At 74.9% G+C, this 21,082-nt stretch carries 22 protein-coding genes; 11 read left to right on the forward strand and 11 right to left on the reverse strand.

The window, feature by feature from the left end:
- Nucleotides 1–44: 44 nt before the first annotated feature.
- On the reverse strand, nucleotides 45–1,574 hold the full coding sequence (locus tag LH044_RS08250) for a glycosyltransferase 87 family protein (RefSeq protein WP_227759536.1): 1,530 nt from the start codon (nucleotides 1,572–1,574) through the stop codon (nucleotides 45–47).
- Nucleotides 1,571–2,788 carry a putative hexosyltransferase gene (locus tag LH044_RS08255; protein ID WP_227759538.1) on the reverse strand — a complete coding sequence of 406 codons (1,218 nt, stop codon included), beginning with the start codon at nucleotides 2,786–2,788 and terminating at the stop codon, nucleotides 1,571–1,573. Before LH044_RS08255 ends, LH044_RS08250 begins: the two co-directional genes overlap by 4 nt.
- A gap of 231 nt (nucleotides 2,789–3,019) precedes the next feature.
- On the opposite strand from LH044_RS08255, the gene LH044_RS08260 reads away from it, so the two are divergent.
- From LH044_RS08260 to LH044_RS08275, 4 genes are all read left to right on the forward strand, one after another.
- Nucleotides 3,020–3,364 (forward strand): hypothetical protein, encoded by a 345-nt coding sequence (locus tag LH044_RS08260; protein ID WP_227759540.1) that lies wholly within the window; start codon nucleotides 3,020–3,022, stop codon nucleotides 3,362–3,364.
- 10 nt (nucleotides 3,365–3,374) lie between these two features.
- Nucleotides 3,375–3,734, forward strand: a complete 360-nt coding sequence (locus LH044_RS08265) for a hypothetical protein (protein WP_227759542.1) — start codon at nucleotides 3,375–3,377, stop codon at nucleotides 3,732–3,734.
- A 159-nt stretch (nucleotides 3,735–3,893) separates the two neighbouring features.
- A complete protein-coding gene (locus LH044_RS08270) occupies nucleotides 3,894–4,502 on the forward strand; it encodes a M15 family metallopeptidase (protein ID WP_227759548.1) in 609 nt (202 codons plus the stop codon).
- 136 nt (nucleotides 4,503–4,638) lie between these two features.
- A complete protein-coding gene (locus LH044_RS08275; protein ID WP_227759555.1) occupies nucleotides 4,639–5,745 on the forward strand; it encodes a Rieske 2Fe-2S domain-containing protein in 1,107 nt (368 codons plus the stop codon).
- A gap of 15 nt (nucleotides 5,746–5,760) precedes the next feature.
- Here the strand turns inward: LH044_RS08275 and LH044_RS08280 are convergent, their stop codons facing one another.
- Nucleotides 5,761–6,207 (reverse strand): SRPBCC family protein, encoded by a 447-nt coding sequence (locus LH044_RS08280; protein WP_227759556.1) that lies wholly within the window; start codon nucleotides 6,205–6,207, stop codon nucleotides 5,761–5,763.
- Between the two features lie 103 nt (nucleotides 6,208–6,310).
- On the reverse strand, nucleotides 6,311–6,565 hold the full coding sequence (locus tag LH044_RS08285) for a hypothetical protein (RefSeq protein ID WP_227759557.1): 255 nt from the start codon (nucleotides 6,563–6,565) through the stop codon (nucleotides 6,311–6,313).
- A gap of 217 nt (nucleotides 6,566–6,782) precedes the next feature.
- Between LH044_RS08285 and LH044_RS08290 the strand changes: the two genes are divergently transcribed.
- From LH044_RS08290 to LH044_RS08310, 5 genes are all read left to right on the forward strand, one after another.
- Nucleotides 6,783–7,886 (forward strand): NAD(P)H-dependent amine dehydrogenase family protein, encoded by a 1,104-nt coding sequence (locus LH044_RS08290; RefSeq protein WP_227759558.1) that lies wholly within the window; start codon nucleotides 6,783–6,785, stop codon nucleotides 7,884–7,886.
- Entirely contained in the window at nucleotides 7,883–8,869 is a 987-nt protein-coding gene (locus LH044_RS08295; RefSeq protein ID WP_227759559.1) for an aromatic ring-hydroxylating oxygenase subunit alpha, read from the forward strand. The genes LH044_RS08290 and LH044_RS08295 overlap by 4 nt, the downstream gene beginning before the upstream one ends.
- A gap of 54 nt (nucleotides 8,870–8,923) precedes the next feature.
- A complete protein-coding gene (locus LH044_RS08300) occupies nucleotides 8,924–9,436 on the forward strand; it encodes a DUF1360 domain-containing protein (RefSeq protein ID WP_227759560.1) in 513 nt (170 codons plus the stop codon).
- 210 nt (nucleotides 9,437–9,646) lie between these two features.
- Entirely contained in the window at nucleotides 9,647–10,462 is an 816-nt protein-coding gene (locus LH044_RS08305; RefSeq protein WP_374210567.1) for a YihY/virulence factor BrkB family protein, read from the forward strand.
- A 41-nt stretch (nucleotides 10,463–10,503) separates the two neighbouring features.
- Nucleotides 10,504–10,791, forward strand: coding sequence for a GNAT family N-acetyltransferase (locus LH044_RS08310; protein WP_227759561.1), 288 nt, complete (start codon nucleotides 10,504–10,506; stop codon nucleotides 10,789–10,791).
- Nucleotides 10,792–10,822: 31 nt separating this feature from the next.
- Here the strand turns inward: LH044_RS08310 and LH044_RS08315 are convergent, their stop codons facing one another.
- The 6 genes from LH044_RS08315 to LH044_RS08340 all read right to left on the reverse strand — a co-directional run bounded on the left by LH044_RS08315 (nucleotide 10,823) and on the right by LH044_RS08340 (nucleotide 17,954).
- Nucleotides 10,823–11,674 carry an EamA family transporter gene (locus tag LH044_RS08315; protein ID WP_374210605.1) on the reverse strand — a complete coding sequence of 284 codons (852 nt, stop codon included), beginning with the start codon at nucleotides 11,672–11,674 and terminating at the stop codon, nucleotides 10,823–10,825.
- A 70-nt stretch (nucleotides 11,675–11,744) separates the two neighbouring features.
- Complete coding sequence (locus LH044_RS08320) at nucleotides 11,745–13,994, reverse strand: SpoIIE family protein phosphatase (protein ID WP_227759563.1); 2,250 nt, start codon at nucleotides 13,992–13,994, stop codon at nucleotides 11,745–11,747.
- Nucleotides 13,991–14,323 (reverse strand): STAS domain-containing protein, encoded by a 333-nt coding sequence (locus tag LH044_RS08325; protein WP_227759564.1) that lies wholly within the window; start codon nucleotides 14,321–14,323, stop codon nucleotides 13,991–13,993. Before LH044_RS08325 ends, LH044_RS08320 begins: the two co-directional genes overlap by 4 nt.
- A gap of 142 nt (nucleotides 14,324–14,465) precedes the next feature.
- Nucleotides 14,466–16,313, reverse strand: a complete 1,848-nt coding sequence (locus LH044_RS08330; protein ID WP_227759565.1) for a glycoside hydrolase family 15 protein — start codon at nucleotides 16,311–16,313, stop codon at nucleotides 14,466–14,468.
- Nucleotides 16,310–17,290 carry a TIGR03557 family F420-dependent LLM class oxidoreductase gene (locus LH044_RS08335; protein WP_227759566.1) on the reverse strand — a complete coding sequence of 327 codons (981 nt, stop codon included), beginning with the start codon at nucleotides 17,288–17,290 and terminating at the stop codon, nucleotides 16,310–16,312. The genes LH044_RS08330 and LH044_RS08335 overlap by 4 nt, the downstream gene beginning before the upstream one ends.
- Nucleotides 17,277–17,954 carry a rhodanese-like domain-containing protein gene (locus LH044_RS08340; RefSeq protein WP_227759567.1) on the reverse strand — a complete coding sequence of 226 codons (678 nt, stop codon included), beginning with the start codon at nucleotides 17,952–17,954 and terminating at the stop codon, nucleotides 17,277–17,279. The genes LH044_RS08335 and LH044_RS08340 overlap by 14 nt, the downstream gene beginning before the upstream one ends.
- 194 nt (nucleotides 17,955–18,148) lie before the next feature.
- Here LH044_RS08340 and LH044_RS08345 point away from each other — a divergent pair, with 194 nt between their 5' ends.
- A complete protein-coding gene (locus tag LH044_RS08345) occupies nucleotides 18,149–18,925 on the forward strand; it encodes a sigma-70 family RNA polymerase sigma factor (RefSeq protein WP_227759568.1) in 777 nt (258 codons plus the stop codon).
- Nucleotides 18,926–19,036: 111 nt separating this feature from the next.
- Nucleotides 19,037–20,167 (forward strand): carboxylate-amine ligase, encoded by a 1,131-nt coding sequence (locus LH044_RS08350; RefSeq protein WP_227759569.1) that lies wholly within the window; start codon nucleotides 19,037–19,039, stop codon nucleotides 20,165–20,167.
- A gap of 205 nt (nucleotides 20,168–20,372) precedes the next feature.
- Here the strand turns inward: LH044_RS08350 and LH044_RS08355 are convergent, their stop codons facing one another.
- Entirely contained in the window at nucleotides 20,373–20,906 is a 534-nt protein-coding gene (locus tag LH044_RS08355; RefSeq protein WP_227759570.1) for a hypothetical protein, read from the reverse strand.
- Nucleotides 20,907–21,082 lie beyond the last annotated feature (176 nt).

Below are 21,082 nucleotides of genomic sequence, written 5' to 3' on the forward strand. Positions count from 1 at the left end.
CCGCCCGAGCGGACCGGTGCCCGAGGGCGGATCGGGCAGCAGGATCAGCGCGGCACCCACACCTCCGCGGGCCCGGTGCGGAACCCCGTCGTGGACCGCGCCACCCGGCCGCCGGGCAGCAGGTCGCGCTCGTACCGGTAGTGCTCCTCGAAGGAGTCCGGCAGGTACGACATCCACCGCTGGGAGTCCACGACGACGGCGGCGAACCGCTGCTCCTCGAACGCCCGGTCCAGCTCGCGGGCGAGCGCTCGGCCCTCGCCGGGCGGTCCGCGGAGCACGTCGGCCAGCGCGGCGCTCTGGGCGGTGGGCTCGCCACCGGCCTCGGACAGCCACCACGGGTGCGCCGGCAGGTAGACCGGGCCGGGCAGGTCCCGCAGCGCCGCCACCGTGGCCACCGCGGCGCGTTCGTCGTCCGCCGAGGGCACCTGGTCCCACGGCGCCCACCGGATCGCCCAGAACTGCACGAGCAGCAGGACCAGGCACATCGTCGCCGGCACGCCGGGACCGAGGCGGCGCGCCGACGCCGCCGCCAGGCCCGCGAGCAGCGCCACGGCCGCGACGGCGGGCATGAGCACGTTGTCCCACCCGCCGCTGTGGATCCGACCGAGCCAGCCGCACATGACCATCGACGCCACGTAGGACGCGACGAACCACCACCTGACCGTGCCCCGGCGGCGGGCGGCGAGGAGGGCCACGACGGCGGCGACGCCGGTCCACGCGAACGGCCGGAGGTCGCTCGTGAAGAACCCCAGCAGCGATCCGTGGACGATCTCGTGCGAACGAGGGACGTCGACCAGGTAGAACCAGGCCCAGCCGCCGGACGAGAGCTGGAGGGCGATCCCGGCGGCGAGCAGCCCGACGGCCGTGGTGCCCGCCGCGACGGCGGCTCTGCGGCGGTCCGCGACGACCAGCCACAGCAGGACGGCCGCGGCGGGGAGCAGCGCGTCCTGCTTGGCCAGCACCGCCAGCACCAGCAGGACGCCGCCGGCCGCGGCGGCGGCGTCGGTGGTCGCCGTGCGGATGCGCAGCGCACCGGCGACGGTGAGCGCCAGCATCAGCGAGTCCACCCGGCCGACGTCGAACCACGCCCCGCAGATGACGTAGGACGCGGCGAGCACGCCGGCCCCGACGAGCCCCGCCCACCGGTCGCCCGTCTCGGCCACCACCAGGCGGGCGGTGGCCCAGAACGCGACGAGCGACGAGGCGATCGACACGGCTCGAAGCGGCTCGGGGCTGACACCCACGATCCACGACAGCGCCGCGCCCACCAGCGTGAAGAGGGGCGTGTACAGGTACGGGATCGACGTCAGGGTCGGTGGCCCGTAGAGCGGCTCGCCGTCGAGCGTGCGCCGCACCTGGTCCACCATGCCGCCTTCGATCCACTCGAGCTCGACGGCGCTGCGCAGCCGCACCACGGCCACGACCGCGTACGCGCCGATCGCCACCGCCGCCGCGACCGCGAGGCCGGCGCGCAGCACCGCCTGCACCCGGTCGGCCCCCCGGGCCTCGGCCCCGAGAGGACCGGCGACCGCGTCGTCGGGCAGGAGGACGGGGTCCGCGGGCGTGGTGGTCACGGCGCCACCGCCGTGGTGGTGAAGGTGATCCACGACAGCGCGACGAGCAGGACGCCGCCGACGAGCACGATCCGGCGGTGCGCCCGGCCGTCCCACACCACCCCGACCGCCATCGCGAGCGGGAACGCCCCGAGCACCATGCGCGGTCGCGGTCCGACGACGGCCGACGTGGCGGACAGGGCGATCACCCCGACGCCGTACAGCTGCACCGGGAGCGGCGGCCGCCAGCGCCAGAGGGCGACGAGGCCGACGATCGCCAGCACGACCCCAGCGACCACCGTGACGTCGATCAGACCGGTCGGCGCCAGCGAGGCGGAGCGCTCCGTGACGACCCGCCAGACGCGCTCCCCGGTGCCGCGCCCGAAGTCCATCTGCTCCTTCCACCCGATCCGTTCCGCCTCGAGCCAGGCGAGTGCGGTGCCGGTCCGCACCCACAGCGCGATCCATGTCACCCCGACGCCGACCGTCGACAGGGCCGGCGCGACCCAGGCGACGCGCCGACCTCGACCCCACACCCACGCCGCCGCAGCGAGCGCCACGACGATCACGACGGTGTTCGGGCGCGTCGCGGTCGCGACCGCGCCGAGCGCCCCTGCGACCCACCAGCGGCCGCGACGGGCGGACAGCAGCGCGCCGGCGGCCGCGGCGATCGCCAGGCCCTCGGTGTACGGGAGCACGAACACGAACGCCGCCGGCGAGAAGGCGAGCACGGCGGCGGCGCGATCGGCGGCGGCCGGACCGGCGAGCTCGTCGGTGAGGTGCCACACCACCGCCACGGCGGCCAGGCCGCAGAGGCCGCCGACCGCGACGCCGGCCGCGACCGGCGGGAGCCCCGTGATCGTCGAGACCCCCCGCAGGAGGCCCGGGACGACCGGGTAGAACGCCGCCGCACGGGGATCGGAGGCGAAGCCCGACGAACCCGGGTAGCCGTGCGCGGCCACATCCACGTACCACGCCGCGTCCCAGCGCCCGAGGACCGAGAGCCACCCCCCGGTGGAGTCGGGCAGCCGGGGCCAGGGCCCACGGCCCCGGTCCACGCCGCCCGCCGTCATCACGGCCACCGCCGACACGGCCAGCGTGGTGGCGGCCGAGGCCGCGAAGCACACGGCGGCGCGGAGCGGGATCAGCGGGGCCGCCCGTCTCGTCGGCCGGTCGCCTCGACTCGGTTCGAGGTCGGCCGCGCTGGCGCTCGCGTGACCGGTCTCCGTGCGCACGATGGGCCTCCTCGCCTGCAGACCCGCGACGGCACCGAGCGTCGGGGGCGGTTGTCGTGCCGACCTATCCGGTCCGGAGCGCGGCCAGACCGGTTCCCGGCCCGACTGCTCCGCGCCGGGACGGGTAGGCGCGGGTCGGACGACCACCGGAGGCAGCACGTGGCAGCGGACGACCAGGACCGGAAGGCTGAGGAGCGGGGCGACGAGGTCCCGCATTCGGAGGAACCCGGCGTGGCGAACCCGCCGCCGGGGACGGCGGTGAGCGCCCGGACCCACGAGGAGGGCACCGTCGGGTCGGACCTCCGCTTCTTCGAGCGGGCGGAGCCCGGGTCGCTGCGCGACCAGCGCGACCTGATCGACGAGGACGGCGACGACATCCGCATGTACACCGGCGAACCGGTCGAGACCGACGACGGCTGGATCCTCCCGCAGCAGCAGAACGTGCCGGGCAACTCCGCCGGCGGGGGCGAGTACCCCGACCCCGCCACGCCCTCCACGCAGCCCGGCAAGCCGACCGAGGGCGCGCCGGTCTCGGAGCGGCCCGAGGAGCCGGACCGGCAGGACGACCAGGTGTGAGGAGGCCGGCATGAGCGACGACCCGTCGACCCGGGCCCGACCCGGCGGCCCGCCGAGCGACGCGCCGCCGTCGATGGCGCAGCCGGCTCCGCCGGGCGTGGACGGCGGACCCCCGCCCGGGCGACCGGGCGACGAGGCCACGTCGCCCCCGCTCGGCCGGGACGGTGGCTTCCTCCCGCCCGAGCCCGCCCGGCGGGCGCCCGAGTCGGCGCTCGTCCGGGTCGTCGCCACCGCGGGCATCGTCGGGATCGCCACCGCGCTCGGGGCCATCCTCGTCGCGGCCGACGCCGCGGGTTGGATCGTCGGGCTGGCCGTCTCGCTCGTCAGCGTCGTCCTCGCCGCCCTGCTCTGGCGGTCCCGCACCCTCTGACGCCGCCCCTCCCCGCTCTGTCACGGCTGGAGGTCCCGTTCGGGGCCGTCAGCCGTGACAGAGCGGGCCGCGCGGTGAGGTGCGCCGGATCCTCATCGGCACCGGACGGCGGCCGATCAACCTCCGAGCGCCTCCGTCCGGTGCGCGCTCCCATCCGCCGTGGCCCTCGAAGGACTCGCCGCCGTCCAGGCTCGCATCGCCGAGCTGCGCATCCGCCCGACCGAGGCGCCCACCTCCCGCGCCACGACCGACGCGACGACGGGCACCGACTTCGCCGGCCTCCTGGCCGCCGCGCTGGGCAGCACGGCCACGACGTCGACCACGCCGGTCGGCACCACGCCGCTCGCGACGAGCACGGCCACCGACGCGGACGGCGTTCCGGTGGAGCTCGCCGCCTTCGGCAACGGGCGGATCCCGGCCGACCGGCTCACCCGGATCGCCGGGACGGAGCACCGCCTGTGGGCGCCGGCGGCGGACGCCTTCGAGCGGCTCCGCGCCGCCGCGGCCGCCGACGGTGTCGCCATCGGCATCACCGACTCCTACCGCGACCACGCCACCCAGGTGGACCTCGCCGAGCGCAAGGGCCTGTACCGCAACGGCGGGCTCGCCGCGGTCCCCGGGACCAGCACCCACGGCTGGGGCAAGAGCCTCGACCTGGACCTCGATCCGACGGCGCGGTCGTGGATGCGGGCCAACGCGGGCCGGTTCGGCTTCGTCGAGGACGTGCCACGGGAGCCGTGGCACTGGACGTACCGCCCGGCGGGGTAGGTCGTCGCGGTCGCGGCCGCAGCGGCGGTCGGCGCGATCCCGGGACCGGCGGACGAGCACCTCGGTCCTGTTGCCGCTGTGTGAACTCGGCGCCGGCGCGCTGACACACCGCTGGCCCGCGGCGTACGACTGTGGGATGACCGCCCCCGCGGAGCCGCGCCCGCTCGCCGTCGACGCCCCCACGGGGCCACGGCGGGAGGTGCGCGACGGGGTCGCCGTCGTGACGTGGGACGACGCCCGGGGCTGCACGCGGGCGGCGCTCGACCGCTGCCCGCACCGGCGGGCGCCGCTCTCGGCCGGCACCGTCGAGGGCGGCGTGCTCCGTTGCCCGTACCACGGCTGGGCCTACGACGGCGACGGCACCTGCGTCGACATCCCGGCGATCGGGCCCGAGGGCCGCATCCCCGCTCGGGCCCGCCTGGCGATGGTCGACCATGACGGCGCGGCCGTCGGTCCCGCACCCGACGCCGAGGCCGTCGGGTGCGACGATCCCAGGCTGCGCCGGTTCCGCCACCCGATCGGGCTCGCCGGCGAGGCCCCGCCCGCGACCGCCGAGCTCCTCGGCGGCCGCGTCGAGGTCGACCCCTCCCGGCTCGAGCGGGCGCTCGGGCTCTGGTGGTACGCGCCCGACGAGCCGATCGGGCACCTGCCCGTGGTCGAGGAGGAGGACGACGGACGGTTCGTCGCCGTCCACTCGCCGCCGCAGGTGTGGGCGGTCGAGGCGGGGGCCGCCGCCGAGAACTTCCTCGACCTCGGCCACATCCCGTGGCTGCACCGGGCGACGTTCGCCGACCCCGACGCGCCGCCCATCCCCCGGCTCGAGGTGACCGACGGCGAGGCCGGGTTCGAGGCGACCTACGCCCACCGGACCCTCCGCCTCCACGGCCGCGGTGTGGGCCGGCGTCACATGGTGCTCCGCTACACCGCGCCGTTCTCGGTGGTCATGCGGCTCGAGTACCTCGACGACGACGCGACGATCACCGCCGGCTTCTTCCTCCAGCCCGTCGCCGCCGGGCGGACCCGCGTGTTCGCGGTCAACTGGCGCGACGACATCCTCGACGGCCGCACGACCGAGCAGGACACGATCGCCTTCCAGCAGGCGGTCGGGGACGAGGATCGCCGGATGCTCGAGCTGCTGCCCGAGGGACCGCACCCGCTCGATCCGCCGGCCGACGTCCACACCCGCGCCGACGCCACGACCGTCGCCATGCGACGGGTCCTGCGACGGCTGCTCGCCGTCTGATCCGCGGCGGGCCCGTCAGCGCTCGGCCACCGACCGGAGGTCGGCCAGCATGGTCGCCCAGTTCCGCTCGAAGTCGGCCCGGTGCTCGCGGTCGTCGTCGGACACCGAGCCGTCGAGGTTCGTCTGCGTCAGCGTCACGAGCGTGCCGCCGTCCGCCTCGTCGAGGGACAGCGTGACCACGTGGTAGTTCTCGGGCGCGTCGTCGGTGCCGCCCATCGGGCTCCAGTGCGAGTACGACAGCCGCTGCTCGGGCTCGTTCGCCAGGATCTCCCCCTTGTCCCGGAACTCCTGGCCGTTCCACTCACCCGTCCACGTCACGGGGCTCCCGACCTGCCAGTCGGTCTCGACCGTGGCCCCGCCGAGCGTGTACTCGCTCGACAGCTCGGCATCGGTGAGCGCGTGCCACACCGCGGACCTCGGCGCAGCGATCGTGGTGGACACCTCGGCGACCACGTCGGTCATGGCGACCCCCTCTGAAGATGTCGGCCCTGCACACGTTCCCCGCTCGGGCCCCGGGGATGCAGCGCCGGGCCACGGGCGCGACCGACGGAGCGGTTGCGGCCGGTCAGCCCTTCACCGACTTGGCGACGAAGCCGTGCGCCGAGCGCAGGTCGTCGCTGACGAGCCGGAGCCGGGCCAGGCGCTTCGGCGACAGGCCGCGCCCCTTCGCCGCCCTCTCCTCCGCGTCGAGGTAGATGACGAGCGCCTCGACGTCGGCGCGCATCGCCGTGATGAGGTGCAGCGCCTCGACGGTCGCGGAGCTGTCGGACCGGTCGCCGCGACCGGCGGCGTCGTCCTTCGCTCGCTTCGCTGCAGCCATCGCGGCACCTCCCACCGGGCGCTCCCCACGCGCCCGGACGGCCGCTCGGGCCACGGGTGAACAGTCTGGGACCACGACGGTGGACGGGAGGTGTCCGGCAGCTGTCGATCGCGTGAACGATCGGACGGGGCTCGCGGCCCGGACGACCGCCGGGCCAGGCGTCGGACGGCGCCGACGGCGTACGGTCACGGGCGAGCCGACAGGGGGAGGACAGCACATGACGACGCCCAGGGAACGCGTCCGGGTGTTCCAGGTCGCGACCGGCAACGTCGGGAGCGAGATGGTCAAGCGGATCCGGAACCAGCCGGACCTCGAGCTGGTCGGGCTGCACTGCTACTCGCCCGACAAGGTCGGCCGCGACGCCGGCGAGATCGTCGGCATCGAGCCGATCGGCGTCGTCGCCACCGGCACCGTCGAGGAGATCCTGGCCGCCCGCCCCGACTGCGTGACGTTCCACGGCGTGTTCCCCGACGTCGACCTCTACGAGCGGATCCTCGAGGCAGGCATCGACATCGTCACCACCGCCGACTGGATCACCGGCCACCACCGGGTCGCCAACCACCCGCACCCGTCCGGGCGCACCGAGCGCGAGGTCATCCAGGCCGCGTGCGAGCGCGGCGGGGCGACGTTCCACGGCACCGGGATGAACCCCGGTCTCGCCCAGATCCTCACGATCGTCCACTCCACCGACGTGACCGAGATCGAGCGGGTGCTCTGCAAGGAGTCGGTCGACGTGTCGTGCCACCACTCGGTCGACACGTGGGTGGAGGTGGGCTTCGGTCGACCGGTCGACGACCCGGCCGTGCCGGGGATGCTCGAGAAGTACACCCGGGTCTTCGAGGACGCGGTGCGGCTCATGGCGGACTGCTTCGACGTCACCCTCGACGAGGTGCGCTTCGAGTACGAGCTCGGCGCGTGCACCAAGGACGTCGACCTCGGCTGGTACCAGCTGCCCGAGGGCTCGCTCGGCGGCTGCTACCTGAAGTACCTCGGCATCGTCGACGGCGAGCCGCGCATCGAGATGCACCTCGAGTGGCAGATGACGCCGCACACCTCGCCGAAGTGGGATATCCAGGCCTGCTACATCACGCAGATCGACGGCGACCCGTGCATCTACTCGAAGCACCTGATCCTCCCGAAGCCGGGCACCGACTTCTCCGACGTCGCCGCGTTCGCCTCGGTCGGCATGACCGTGACCGGCATGCCTGCGCTCAACGCGATCCGCGCCGTCGTCGACGCGCCGCCCGGGATCGTCACGAGCGCCGACCTGCCGCTGCGGGCCTTCGCCGGCCGCTTCGCGCCGGGCATCTCCGACCGATGACCTCGGCCGTCGCCCCGCCGGCTCGCGTCGATCCGCGCCCGCCGTTCCCGATCGGCTGGTTCATGGTGTGCGCCGCCGACGAGCTCGCTCCCGGCGACGTGATCGAGCGGACGTGGATGGGCGACCAGGTGGTCGCCTTCCGGACGGCGTCGGGTCGTGCCGCCGTGACCTCGGCCTTCTGCCCGCACCTCGGCGCCGACCTCGCCCGCGGCGGCACCGTGGTGGGCGAGTCGCTCCGCTGCCCGTTCCACAGCCTCCGGTGGAGCCCCGACGGCGACTGCGTCGGTTCCGAGTACCCCGGCGATCCCGCCTACGCCGTCCGGCTCCGGGCGTTCCCCGCCGTCGAGCGCTTCGGGTTCCTGTTCGCCTGGCACGACCCCGCCGGCGGCGACCCCACCTTCGACATCCCGGACCTCGACCTCGACGGCTGGACCGACACCGCGGTGACGACGATCCCGATCGGCGCCCACGTCGAGACCGTGCACGAGAACGGCGTCGACTCGGTCCACTTCGGGATCGTCCACGGCTTCCCGCTCTCGGCCCCCGCCTACGACGACCGCGGGACGTCCTTCCACTCGGAGTTCCACTTCGCCACACCGAACTTCCTCCGCGAGGGCCCGCCCGAGATCACGACGTTCTTCGACACCGACACCCACGGGCTCGGCTACGCCCACTCTCTCAACACCGCCGAGGCCGTCGGGCTCCGGTACCGCGTGCTCCTCCTCACCACGCCGACCACTGCCGGGCGGCTCGACTTCACGGTCGCCACGACCGTGCAGCGGCCGCCGGAGGGCGACCGCATCGCCGGCGTCCCCGTCGACGACGTCGCCGACCTCATGCACCGGGGCGCGGTCGGCGGCGTGCACCAGGACGTGCCGATCTGGGAGGGGCTCCGCCACGTCGAGCGTCCCCGGCTGGTGAAGGGCGACGGGCCGATCCCACGGTTCCGCCACTGGGCCTCGCAGTTCCACCCGCGGGACTGACGTGGCCCCGCCCCGCCCCGTCTGAGGCGGGAGCCACCGGGTAGATCCCCGCTCGTGCAGCTGCAGCGACCGGACACCGCCCCGGACGACCTCGGTCCCCACGATCCGGAGCGACTTGCGGGGTATCGCGCCGTCGCGGCGGTCTACGTGGTCGCGGCGGGCGCCGCAGCGGTGGCGTTGCACCGGCGTCGCGCCGACGGGGCGACGCCACCGGCCACCCAGTGGTCCGACATCGCGCTGGTGGGCCTGTCGACGTACAAGCTGTCCCGGTTGCTCACCAAGCAGACCGTGACGTCGCCGCTCCGGGCGCCGTTCGCCGAGTTCGTCGACCACGGCGGTCCGGGCGAGGTGAACGTCCGCCCTGTCGGTCGCGGCTGGCGGCGATCGGTCGGCGAGCTCCTGAGCTGCCCGTTCTGCCTCGACGTGTGGATCGCGAGCGCCAGCACGGCGGCGCTGCGGTTCGACCCGGGGCCGGCGCGCATGGTCCTGTCGGCGTTCGCCGCGGTCGGCGCCGCCGACCTCCTGCAGTTCGTCCACGTGTCCCTCGAGCACCAGGCGGAGCGATGACAGGCGAGGACGACCCGGCGGCGACGGAGCGCGGCGACGACGGCGACGCACACGGTCGGCACGCCACGACCCCCCGGGAGATCCCGGCCAAGGGCTGGAAGGACGTCCTGACCCGGGTGCGGTTGGAGTCGAAGCAGGATCGCGTGCCGCTGCTGGCCGGAGGCGTGGCGTTTCTTCGCGCTGCTCGCGCTGGTCCCTGCGCTGATCGCCATGGTCTCGCTGTACGGCCTCGTCGCCGACCCGTCCGACGTGACCCGACAGGTCGAGGACCTCGCAGGGAGCCTGCCGGCCTCGGCGCAGGACCTGCTCACCGAGCAGATGGACGGCCTCGTCGAGCGCTCGTCCGCCGGGCTGTCCGTCGCGGTGATCGTGTCGCTGGCGCTGGCGCTGTGGTCGGCGAGCAGCGGGATGCAGCACCTCATCGAGGCGCTCAACGCCGCGTACGACGAGGACGAGTCCCGGGGCGCCATCAAGCTCCGCCTGCTCAGCCTGCTCCTGACCGCCGCGGCGGTCGTCGGCGTCGTCGTGGCCGTGGGGCTGATCGCCGCGCTCCCCGCGCTCCTCGACTCGACCGGCCTCGGCGACGCGGCGCAGACCGTGCTCAACGTGCTGCGGTGGCCTGCGCTGGCCGTCCTGTTCGCCGTCGCCCTCGCCGTCCTCTACCGGAAGGCCCCCGACCGGGATCCGGCCCGCGTCCAGTGGCTGTCGTGGGGTGCGGTCATCGCGACGGTCATCTGGATCGTCGCGTCGCTGCTCTTCGCCGTCTACGTCGATCGCTTCTCCTCGCTCGGGGAGACGTACGGGTCGCTCGCCGGCATCGTCGTGCTGATGCTGTGGTTGCAGCTCACCGCCGCCGCCGTCCTGATCGGCGCCGAGGTCAACGCGGAGCTGGAGCGGCAGACGACCGCCGACTCGACCGTCGAGCGCCCGGAGCCGCTCGGCCGGCGCGGCGCCGAGGCCGCCGACACCGTCGGCCCCACGGCCGACGAGGCCAAGGCCGAGGTCAAGGCGACGGGCCGACGTTGACGTCGGGCATGACCGCGCGCCCGGCTGGGTAGCGTGCCGTCATGGGCACCGAGGTGGTCGATCGTCCGGAGCAGCAGCGCTACGAGCTCGTCGAGGACGGTCGGGTGCTCGGCTTCGCCGACTACCGGCCGCTCGCCGGCGACGAGCTTGTGCTCGAGTTCCCCCACACGGTGATCGACCCTGCGGAGCGCGGGCGCGGACTCGGCGCCGTGCTCGTCGAAGGGGCGATGGCCGACGTGCGCCGCCGCGGCGCCAAGGTCAGGCCGACGTGCTGGTACGTCGCCGAGTGGCTGTCCGGGCACCCCGAGGAGCAGGACCTCGTCGCCTGATCCTCCGGCCGGGCGCCTCGGCGGCCGGCCGCTACGGGAACGGCACCGCCACGTCGGCCGACGGCGCGTCGTCGGGTCCGCTGCGATCCGCGTGGCGCAGGCCGCCGCGCTGCGCGGCGGCACCGGCCAGCACGACGAGCACGATGCCGACGAGCTGCACGGCGGATGGGCGCTGGTGCAGCACCACGAGTCCGAGCACGAGGCCGATCGCCGGCTCGAGCGCCATCAGCGTCCCGAACGCGGTGTGGGTCATGCGACGCAGCGCGAGCAGCTCGAGCGAGTACGGGAGCACCGGCAGCAGCAGCGCGAGGCCGGCGGCGGCGAGCAGCACCTGCGGGCTCAGGTGGCCGGCCGCCTGCGGGATGCCGAACGCAGCCGCGGTGACGGCGGCGACGGGCACGGTGATGGACAGCCCTCCGAGTCCGCTGAAGCGGTCCCCGATCCGCTGGGTGAGCACGATGTAGGTGGCCCAGCCGACGGCGGCGAGGCCGGCGAACGCCACGCCCGCTGCGTCGACGTCCCCGTGCCACGGCTGGTTGAGCAGCACGACGCCGACGAGCGCCACACCGGTCCACACGAGTGCCCGCCGGTGCTGGCTGTGCACCGCGGCGACGGTGAGCGGCCCCAGGAACTCGATCGCGACGGCCGTGCCGAGCGGGATGCGCTCGATGGCGGCCAGGAAGGCGATCGTCACCAGCGCGCTCGCCACCCCGAGCGCCAGCAGCGACGGCACGTCGGGACGGCGGATCGAGCGGAGCGGCGGCCGGGCGATGGCGAGGAACACCACCGCGCCGACGGTCAGCCGCAGCCACGCGGTCCCCGCGGGGCCGAGCGTGTCGACGAGGTCGACCGACAGCGCCGAGCCGAGCTGCACCGACACCATCGCCGCCACCGCGAACGTCCACGGGGGCACGGCCGACGTCGGCGACGTCCGACGGTCGGTGCCTACCGGTTCAGCCACGGTCGGGCGGTGCGGCACCGGGGCGCTCGTCGTCGGTCCCCGCCTGCAGCCGGACGCCCAGGACCGTCAGGTCGTCGACGCCGTCGGGCTCGAACCGGCGGGTGAGGTCCTCGCACAGCTGCTGGCTCGTGACGGGGCCCGCGTCATCGATCGCGGCCGCGAACCGGGCGAGCTGCTCGTCGAGCTGAGGGCCGTGCTTGCGCTCGATCAGCCCGTCGGTGCACAGCACGAGTCGGTCCCCCGGGACCAGCTGGATCGACGCCGGCTCGAACGACGCGCTCGACGAGACGCCGAGCGCCGGGTTGCGGGGCGACTCCAGCAGCGTCGCTCCCCCGTCGGCCCGGGCGAAGACCGGCGGCAGGTGGCCGGCGTTGACCAGCTCCACCCGCCCGGTGGCGGTGTCGACGTCGGCGACGACGACCGTCGCCATGTCCCGCGGCAGCAGCTCGAAGCAGAGCTCGTTGAGGCGCTGCATCGCCTGCCCGACCGTCGCTTCGGTGAGCGTGTAGGCCCGCAGCGCGTGGCGCAGCTGCGACATGGTGGCCGCGACCTCCATGCCGTGGCCGGCGACGTCGCCGAGCGCCAGGGTCACGTGGCCGTCGCGACCGAAGTACACGTCGAACCAGTCACCGCCGAGTCCGTCGCCACGCGCCGGCCGGTAGGTGGCGCCGACGTCCAGGCCCGGCACCGGCGGCACCCCGTCGAGGAGCACCGCGCGCTGCATGAGCAGCGCGACGGAGCGGTCCCGGCGTTCGCGCTCGGCCGCGGCCGCACCGACCCGACGGGCCAGCTCGGCGAGGGCCGCGACCTGCGCGGCGGTCCACGGCGCCGACGTGCCCCGGACGGTCTCCACGTACTCCTCGAACGACGACCGGGGCCCGAGCCGGGCTCCTTCGGGTTCGAGGACCACCTCCTTGTGGGCCGGGTCCCCGCCCCAGCGGACCGAGCGGACCAGCTCGCGGCGGGACGCGACCAGCCAGTCCGAGCCGCCCTCCCGCCAGCGCACGGCCGCGAGGCCCGCGGTGCCGTCGCCGTCGTCGCGGTCGACGAGGCCCGGGAGGTCGGTGTCGACCGCGGCGGTGACCGTGACGGCGCCACCGTCCGCGTCGAGGCGGGCGAGCAACGCAGCGAGCGAGCGCTCCCCGGGGACGACACCGGCGGAGGCGACGGCCACCCCGTCGGCGACGACGACGAACCCGTCGGCATCGACCAGGTCGAGCCCGAGCGCCGGATCGAGCGCCGAGACGGCATCCGTGCCGCCGTCGAGCAGCGCGGCGGACGCTCGGTCGAGACGATCGCTCAGCTCGACCTGCTCCACCGCGACGGCGGTCGTGACCAGGCCGCCGAGCAGCGCGGACGCGGTGCCGCAGAGGACGTCGATCAGGTAGCGGAGGCGCTGGGACGGCCGCCGGGGCCCCTCGTAGTGGTGGCAGGCGACGAGGCCCCACAGCCGGCCGTCGACGACGAGCGCACCGGAGCCCGAGGCCCGGACGCCCATGTTGCGCAGGTAGTCGATGTGCACCGGCGAGACCGCTCGCAGGGCCGCGTCGCTGAGGTCGACGGGTCCCGCCCCGACGACGCCGGTCACGAGCGGGACGCTCGGCTCCTCGACGTCGGGGATCAGCCGCACCCGGTTGCGGAGGTAGAGCGCCCGGGCCTGCGGCGGGATGTCCGACGCCGGGTAGCGGAGGTCGAGGAACGAGCCGATGCCCGCTGCGGCCGCCTCGGCCACGACCGTGCCGTTCCACTCCTCGTCGAAGCGGTACACCATCACGCGGTCGAAGCCCGTGAGCGCCCGCACCTGGGTGACGACGGCGTCGAGGAGGTCCTCCACGGTCGTCGAGCTCTGGAGGCGCCGGATCATCGTGGCGATCCCCGAGCGCTCCCGGATGTCCACGTCGGACGGCGGCTCGACCTCCACCAGGAGGCCGTCGTCGGTCCGGATGGCGACGACGTCGACGGTGGTCCCGTCCGGGCCGGGCGCACTGAACGGCTCGCCGACGGGGAACCGGCCACGGACCTCGGCGACACCGGGCCCGAGCACGTCGTCGAGTCGGCGCCCGAGCGCCGAGCGGGGGTCGGTCGCGAGGAGCGAGAGGTCGGCCGACGCCACGGTGACGACCTCGTCCGCGTCGGTGACCAGGAGCGCACCGTGGCCCTGCACCGCGCCGGGGGTGTGGATCGGCTCCGTCTCGCACCGGCGGAGCAGGGCCGCCAGGTCCTCGCCGTCTCCGGCGCTCAACGTCCGGACGCGAGGAACGGGTCGAGGTCGCCGTGCACCTCGACGAGGTCCACGATCCCGACGAGCTCGAGCACCCGGTGCACCCGGCGGTTCTCGGCGGGGCAGACGATGCCGATCGGCGGGCCCGAGGCGTCGCGCGCGGTGAGGGCGAGGGCGCGGCTGCCGCGGGAGTCCACGAAGGAGCAATCGGTCAGGTCGACGACGACGCGCCGGTCGTCCTGCGACAGCAGCGACTCGAGCGTGGCGACGAGGTCGGGTGCCGACCCGACGTCGAGCTCGCCGTCGACGCGCACCACGGCGAGGTCCGCGACCTCCTCCGTCGTGACCACCAACCCCTCGTGCAACTGCGGTCCTCCGTCGTCGATCGCTGAGCGCCCCGGCGCGCGGAGGTCTGCACGACTGCACGATCGAAGGGCGTGCGGGATCGTACCGCTCCACCGCGCTCGCCTCCCGGGTCGGGTGGCGAACCACTCACCTGAGGGAGCGACGGCGACGACGGGCCCGGATGCGCAGCGATCGCACGAACCGCGACGCGGCCGCCCCCACGGACCCGAACCGCCGACGGAGGTCCGCCTCCTCGATGGCGGCCAGCGCGCGGGCGGCCTCCATGTGGGACCACACGAGCGGGACGTTCCCGAGCGCACGGCCGCTCGCCGGGTCGACCTCCTCCGGGAGCAGTGCGGGCAACCCCGCGCACAGGTCGTCCGCCCGGCGCTCGGCCTCCTCGACGCGGCCGATGGCGGCGAGCGCAGCGACCGCCCACCACGACGCCGGGACGAACGCCCCCTCGCGGCCCCGGAACCCGTCGTGCGTGCCGGGTTCGTACCGGTAGAGGTAGGGCCCGGCGGTGAGCCCCGCCAGGGTCGCGTCCACCACCCGCGACGCCCGGGGGTCGGTCGGGCCCAGGAGGCCGAGGACCACCGCGAGGAGCGCCGACGCGTCGAGGGCGTCGGCGCCCTTCCCGCGGTAGCTCATCGGCAGCGCGCCGTCGGGGCGGATGGCGCCGAGCACCCTGCTCCGGGCGTCGTCGCGCGCCGCACGCCAGGCGGCGCGCCGGCGACGGGATCGGAGCGGTCGGCGACGGCGGGCGATGCGGACCGCCCGGTCGAGCGCCACCCACCGGCCGATGTCCGCCGACACCAGCCACCTCGGTTCCCGCAGCTCCCACACGCCCGACGACGGCTCGTCGGGTGGATCGACCACACGGTCGGCCAACCGCTGGACGACGTCCCACAGCGGCGGATCGATCCGGCCACCGGTCCGGGCGTGAACCCAGAGCGACTCGAGCACGGTCCCGATGGCGTCGTACTGCAGCTGGCCCTTGGCGTCGTTGCCGACCCGGATCGGCCGCGCGCCGTGCCAGCCCTCGACGCCCTCGACCTCACGCTCGTCGGGCACGCCCTCGCCGCGGGTCGTCGACATCGGGGACCGCAACAGCCGGTCGGGCCCCTGCGACCCGAGGAACCCGACGTGCGCGTCGCCGACCCGGTCGATGCCGAGCTCGGCGGCGACGGCGGCGGCGAGCGAGCTGTCGCGCAGCCAGGTGTAGCGGTAGTCGTACTGCCGGTCGCCGTCGAGCGCCTCGGGGAGCGACGTCGTCGGCGAGGCGATGACGGCACCGGAGCCGTCGTCGGTGCAGGCCCGCAGCACCGCCACCGCGTGCAGGGAGCGCTCGCCGTGGACCCTGGGCAGCCTCAGGTGGCGCTCGTCGGCGTCCGCCTGGCGGGCGGCGCGCGCCGCGATGTCGAGCACTTCGTCCACGTCGAGCACGTCGTCCTCGACCGGGGTGAGCAGGAGACCGGACCACCCGTGGCCGACCGCGACCCGGCGGCGCCCGGGCGACACCGACCCCCCGACCGGCCGCCCGCCCCGCAGCCACCACGTCTCGGCGCCGACCACCGCCGCGTCGCCGTGCCACCGGGCCCGCGGGCCGTCGAAGCCGCCCAGGTCCACGACGTGCTCCGCGACCAGGGGCTCGTCCACGCGGTCGAACCCGTCGTCGACGAGGCGAACGAGGCGGGCGATCGCAGAGCCCCGGTCCCCCCGTCGGAGGAGCGCGTCACAGCACTCCACCCGCCGGCCGTCGACCGACACCGTCGTGCGGAGCGCCGAGGCGGCGGGGACGCCGCTCGACGCCACGACCCGGGCGCGGCACCAGGCGGCGCCCGGGCCCTGCCGGTCCAGCAGCGACCACAGCAGCGGCCGCGAGTCGAAGGTCGGCGCGCACCACCAGTCGATCTCCGCGGTCGGGGTCAGGAGCGCGGCCGTGGCACCGTCGCCGAGCAGCCGGTGCGCGCCGATCTCCGGCGCACCGTTCACGTCAGCTCCGGCAGCACGCGGTCCCGGTAGAAGTCCAGGAACCCCAGCTGGTCGGGCCCCACCTGGTGAACGTGGACCTCGGTGTAGCCGGCGCCGACGAAGCGCTCGATCGCGGCGAGGTGGCGGTCCGGGTCGGGGCCGCACACCACCTGCTCGGCCACGGCGTCCTCGTCGACCAGCGCGGCCAGGGCGGCGAAGTCCGACGGCCGGGCCAGCTCCGAGAGGACCGGCGTGGGCAGGCCGACCTGCGGCCACCACCGCAGCGCCGTGGCGCGTCCCTCCGCCTCGGTCGCGGCCCAGCAGACGTGGAGCTGGGCGAGGCGCGGCTTGCCGGCCCCGCCTCCGTGCTCGAACGCCTCGACGGCCGACGGGTCCGGCGCCACGCCGATCAGGCCGTCGGCCTTCTCGCCCGCCATCGCCGCGGTCCGGCCCCCGCCGGCCACGAGCAGCGGCGGCGGCGTGTCGGGCCGGGTGTGGAGCTGGGCGTGCTCGACCGCGAACCAGTCGCCGCGGAACGAGACGTCGTCGCCGTCCCACAGCCGTCGGATGAGGTCGATCGCCTCTGACAGCCGGGCCCGGCGCTCGCCGGCGCGGGGCCAACGGTCGCCGAACGCCTGCTCGTTGAGCCGCTCCCCGCTGCCGAGCCCGAGGAAGAACCGGCCGGGCATCAGGACCTCGGCGGTGGCCGACGCCTGCGCGATGTTGATCGGGTGCGACCGCGAGCCGGGGGCGACCACGCCCGTGCCGACCCGGAGCGTCGAGGTGGCCTGGCCGATCGCGCCGAGGACCGACCACACGTACGGGGCGTGGCCCTGCTGCGGGGTCCACGGGTGGAGGTGGTCCGAGATCATCGCCGCGACGAACCCGTGGTCCTCCGCTGCGACGGCGTGGCGGACCAGGTCGGCCGGGTGGTGCTCCTCGCTCGACAGCCAGTAGCCGAGGCGCACGCCGCGCCCGTCGGGATCAGTGCTGGCCACGGAGGTCGTCCGCCTCGATCACGCCGAGCAGCTGGCCACCGACCTTCGTGACGAGCACGTACGTGCGCCGGTCCCGTTCCATGCTCCGGGCCAGCTCCTCGGCCGTGATGCTCGGACGCACGCTCGGCGGCGCCGGCTGGAGCACCGTGCGGACCGGCGTGTCCGCGGGCAGGTCGAGCGCATCGGCGCGGACCACGCCGAGCACGACGTCGTCGTCGCCCGCCACGACGACCACCACGGAGGTGTGCTCGGGGCGGTCGAGGTCGCCGATCCGGTCGTCGGGGCCGCACGTCGGTGCGGCGCGGGCGATCGCCCCCGCCCGGCTGGTCGGCCTCGTGGTGCCCTCCGAGGGCAGTCCCTCGGCCAGCCACGCGACCTTGCTGTCGGTGTAGTCGTAGACCTCGTCGAAGCCGAGCGACCGGAGCAGCCAGGCGGCGCGGGCGCTGAGGTCGCACTGGTGGTCGTAGCAGTAGGTGACCACCGGTCGGGAACGGTCCAACCGCTCGGCCGCGTCCGGGCCGAGGTCAGCGAGGGGCAGCGAGATCGCGCCGGGCAGGTGCTCCTCGTCGTACGCGGCGGACGGCAGCACCTCGACGAGCTGCGGATCACCGGCCTCCACCATCCGGCGCAGCTCCTCGGTGGTCACGGTCGCTGGTGCCTTCACGCTGCTCGCCTCCTGCGCGACCGGTGCCGCGCTGCGAGGCGCCCCTACCCGCCGCACGAGGTCGGCAACCGCCGGCGGCACCGGTCCCCCTGCACCGAGTCCCCCGTCCGGGTGGTTCGGGGTTAGACCCCCGTGACCGGGGTACACCGGCGCGCCCGGGGGCCGATCGGCTCCGGCTGCGACAGGACGAGGCGATGACGACCATGGATCCCGAGGAGACCGACCAGCTGCTGGCCACCTACCGGCGCACGGGGCAGCGGCGGTACCGGAACCAGGTGGTGGAGGCGCACCTCGACGCCGTCGGGTACTCGGTGCGCCGCTTCGCCCGGGCGCAGCCCCACCTGGCGGACGACCTACAGCAGGTGGCGCTGCTGGCCATCGTGCGGGCCGCCGACCGCTACCGGCCGGACCGCGGCGCGTCGTTCCGGACCTTCGCCGGCCGGACGATCGACGGCGAGCTCAAGCGCTACCTGCGCGACCGCACGTGGACCGTCCGCCCGCCCCGAGGCCTGCAGGAGCAGTTCCTGCGGGTGTGCCGCGCTCGCGACGAGCTGACCCACGAGCTGGGTCGCTCACCGAAGCCGAGCGAGATCGCCGAGCGGTCCGATCTGACGCTCGACGAGGTCCTGCAGGGCATCGAGGCAGGCAGCTCCCGGACGTCGTCCGAGCTCGAGCCGCAGCGCGACGACGGCGGGATGAGCACCCACGCCGAGCTCGTCAGCTGGGAGGGCGGCTTCGACATGTCGGAGCACCGAGCTGACCTCGTCGAGGCCATTGGCGTGCTCGACTCCCGGGAGCGTGAGCTGCTCCACCTCCGCTACGTCGAGGAGCGCTCCCAGCAGGAGATCGGGGAGATGCTCGGCCTGTCGCAGTCGTACGTGTCGCGGGTCCTGCGGTCGTCCCTCGCCCGCCTCCGCGAGGCGATGGGCGACGAGCTCCCTCAGGAGACGGCGACGCTCGAACCCGCGTGAGCGCCGCCACCGCCGGCCGGACGAGAGATCACCCCTGCGGGTGGGGAACCGTGGAGCGGGTAGGTGCTGGGCGATGGGCCGACGGATCCGAGCCGAAGCCTGGAGGTCGGCATGGCTGCGCAGCACACACCCGAGGCCCTGACCATGGGTGTCGAGGAGGAGTTCTTCATCGTCGACGCCGCGTCGAGCGAGCTCGCGCCGCGCTCGGACTCGCTCGTCGTCGCCGCGCGCGACGAGCTCGGTCGCGCCGTCACACGTGAGCTGAACCGCTGCCAGGTGGAGACCGCGTCGGCGGTCTGCCGCACGACCGACGAGCTGCACGACGACCTCGTGGCGCTCCGACGTGGGGTCCAGGCGGCTGCGGCACCGCTGGGCCTCGCCGTGGCCGCCGTCGCCACGCACCCCTTCTCCTCGTGGGAGGACCAGGAGGTCGCCGGTGACGACCGGTACCAGCGGCTGGAGGACCGCTACCAGGTGCTCGCCCGCCAGCAGGTGATCTGCGGCTGCCACGTGCACGTCGGCGTGCCCGACGCCGACGTGGCGATCGAGGTGATGAACCGGTCCCGCGGCTGGCTCCCCGCGCTCCTCGCGCTGTCGGCGAACTCCCCGTACTGGCACGGCGTCGACACCGGCTTCGACAGCTACCGGACCGAGGTCTGGACCCGGTGGCCCACGGCCGGGGTGCCGCCGAGCTTCGAGGGCCGGGAGGACTACGACGCCCGGGTCGAGGAGCTCCGGGCCACCGGGGCGATCGACGACGCGACCCATGTGTACTGGCACGTCCGCCCCTCGGAGCGCTGGCCGACCGTCGAGTTCCGCGTCTGCGACGTGTGCCTCCACGTCGAGGACGCCGTCGCCGTGGCCGCGCTCACCCGGGCCCTCGTGTGGACGGCGCGAGAGGAGGCCCGGCGCGGGGACGCCGTCTCGCAACGGAGCCACGAGGCGCTCGACGCCGCGGTGTGGCGGGCCGCCCGGTACGGCTTGGGGGACGAGCTCGTCGACGCCGAGGACGAGCGGCTACGGCCCGCTGCGGAGGTCGTGCAGCAGCTGGTCGACCACGTCGCCGACGGCCTGCGTGCCCACGGCGACCTGGAGCACGTGCAGGACCGCGTCGGCCACATCCTCCGCCAGGGCAACGGCGCCGAGGAGCAGCGCGAGCTGGTGGCCTCGGCGGGCGAGGACCCGCGCGCCGTCGTCGGGGAGCTGGTGGCTCGCACCACGTCGGCGTCGACCTGCCGCTGAGGAGCGGGGAGGGGGTCGCCGACCGCCGTTGCGCCGCACCACGGAAGAGGGGGTGACCGATCAGAGCGGGCTCGGATCGGTCGGCGACCCGGGGCCGGAGGGAGGAGGGCTGCGATCCCCCGCCTCCGGCCTTGTCGCACTCGGCTACCCGGACCGCGCGTCCCCAGAACGAGGGACGTCCGATCGTCCAGCGGCGCCCGTCGGCTCAGATCCGGGTCGAGATCGTCGGGACCGTGATGTCGATCGGCGGGAGGCTGAACGGCGGCAGCGTCGTGCCGGAGCCGGTGACGATGAGCTTGGCCGTCGGGATCGAGATCGTCGGCTGGGTGAGCGTCAGCGTGCGCTCGCCGGCATCGAACACGGCCGACTGGACCGAGGCGGTCGCCTCGATCTCGACGGCGACCGACAGCGAGCCGACCGGGTTGCCGAAGCACTCCAGCGCCACCGAACCGAGCTGGATCGTCGAGTGCGGCACCACGATCTTCGCGTCGGGGACGGTGATCGTGCCGTCGACCTGGTCCACCACGCCCTCGCCGGCGGTGAGCGTCGCGCCGTCGAGGCGGATCTCGGGGCTGTCGACGGTGACGGTGCACGTGCCGAGGTTCGCCACGGGGAACGTCTCGCTCAGGTGCTGCGGCGGCAGGGACAGGTCCAGGTCGTACGTGCCGCCGGGGAAGACCGGGGCGCCCGGCTGGGGGCTGCACGCGGCGAGCACGCCGAGCATGATCACGACCGCCATCGCGGCTGCGGTTCGCGTACGTCGGGTCCTGACCACCGTGCACCTCGCTCTCGGGCGCCCGGGTGGCGCCGCCACGAGCACATACGGCGGGCGCCGTCGGCGACTTGAACGTTGTGGGCCGATCGGCCCCCGGGGGCTGTCGGGTCCCCCTCCGTCGCCCGGGCCGGCCGCCTCCC

The sequence above is a fragment of the Dermatobacter hominis genome, from assembly GCF_020715685.1.
Lineage (GTDB): Bacteria > Actinomycetota > Acidimicrobiia > Acidimicrobiales > Microtrichaceae > Dermatobacter > Dermatobacter hominis.

Bases quoted from the DNA above. Each gene is read 5' to 3' on its own strand.
- LH044_RS08265 (WP_227759542.1), top strand. From the start codon at position 3,375: ATGAGCGACGACCCGTCGACCCGGGCCCGACCCGGCGGCCCGCCGAGC.
- LH044_RS08275 (WP_227759555.1), top strand. From the start codon at position 4,639: ATGACCGCCCCCGCGGAGCCGCGCCCGCTCGCCGTCGACGCCCCCACG.
- LH044_RS08280 (WP_227759556.1), bottom strand. From the start codon at position 6,207: ATGACCGACGTGGTCGCCGAGGTGTCCACCACGATCGCTGCGCCGAGG.
- LH044_RS08285 (WP_227759557.1), bottom strand. From the start codon at position 6,565: ATGGCTGCAGCGAAGCGAGCGAAGGACGACGCCGCCGGTCGCGGCGAC.
- LH044_RS08290 (WP_227759558.1), top strand. From the start codon at position 6,783: ATGACGACGCCCAGGGAACGCGTCCGGGTGTTCCAGGTCGCGACCGGC.
- LH044_RS08295 (WP_227759559.1), top strand. From the start codon at position 7,883: ATGACCTCGGCCGTCGCCCCGCCGGCTCGCGTCGATCCGCGCCCGCCG.
- LH044_RS08305 (WP_374210567.1), top strand. From the start codon at position 9,647: ATGGTCTCGCTGTACGGCCTCGTCGCCGACCCGTCCGACGTGACCCGA.
- LH044_RS08310 (WP_227759561.1), top strand. From the start codon at position 10,504: ATGGGCACCGAGGTGGTCGATCGTCCGGAGCAGCAGCGCTACGAGCTC.
- LH044_RS08315 (WP_374210605.1), bottom strand. From the start codon at position 11,674: ATGGTGTCGGTGCAGCTCGGCTCGGCGCTGTCGGTCGACCTCGTCGAC.
- LH044_RS08345 (WP_227759568.1), top strand. From the start codon at position 18,149: ATGACGACCATGGATCCCGAGGAGACCGACCAGCTGCTGGCCACCTAC.
- LH044_RS08350 (WP_227759569.1), top strand. From the start codon at position 19,037: ATGGCTGCGCAGCACACACCCGAGGCCCTGACCATGGGTGTCGAGGAG.
- LH044_RS08355 (WP_227759570.1), bottom strand. From the start codon at position 20,906: ATGGCGGTCGTGATCATGCTCGGCGTGCTCGCCGCGTGCAGCCCCCAG.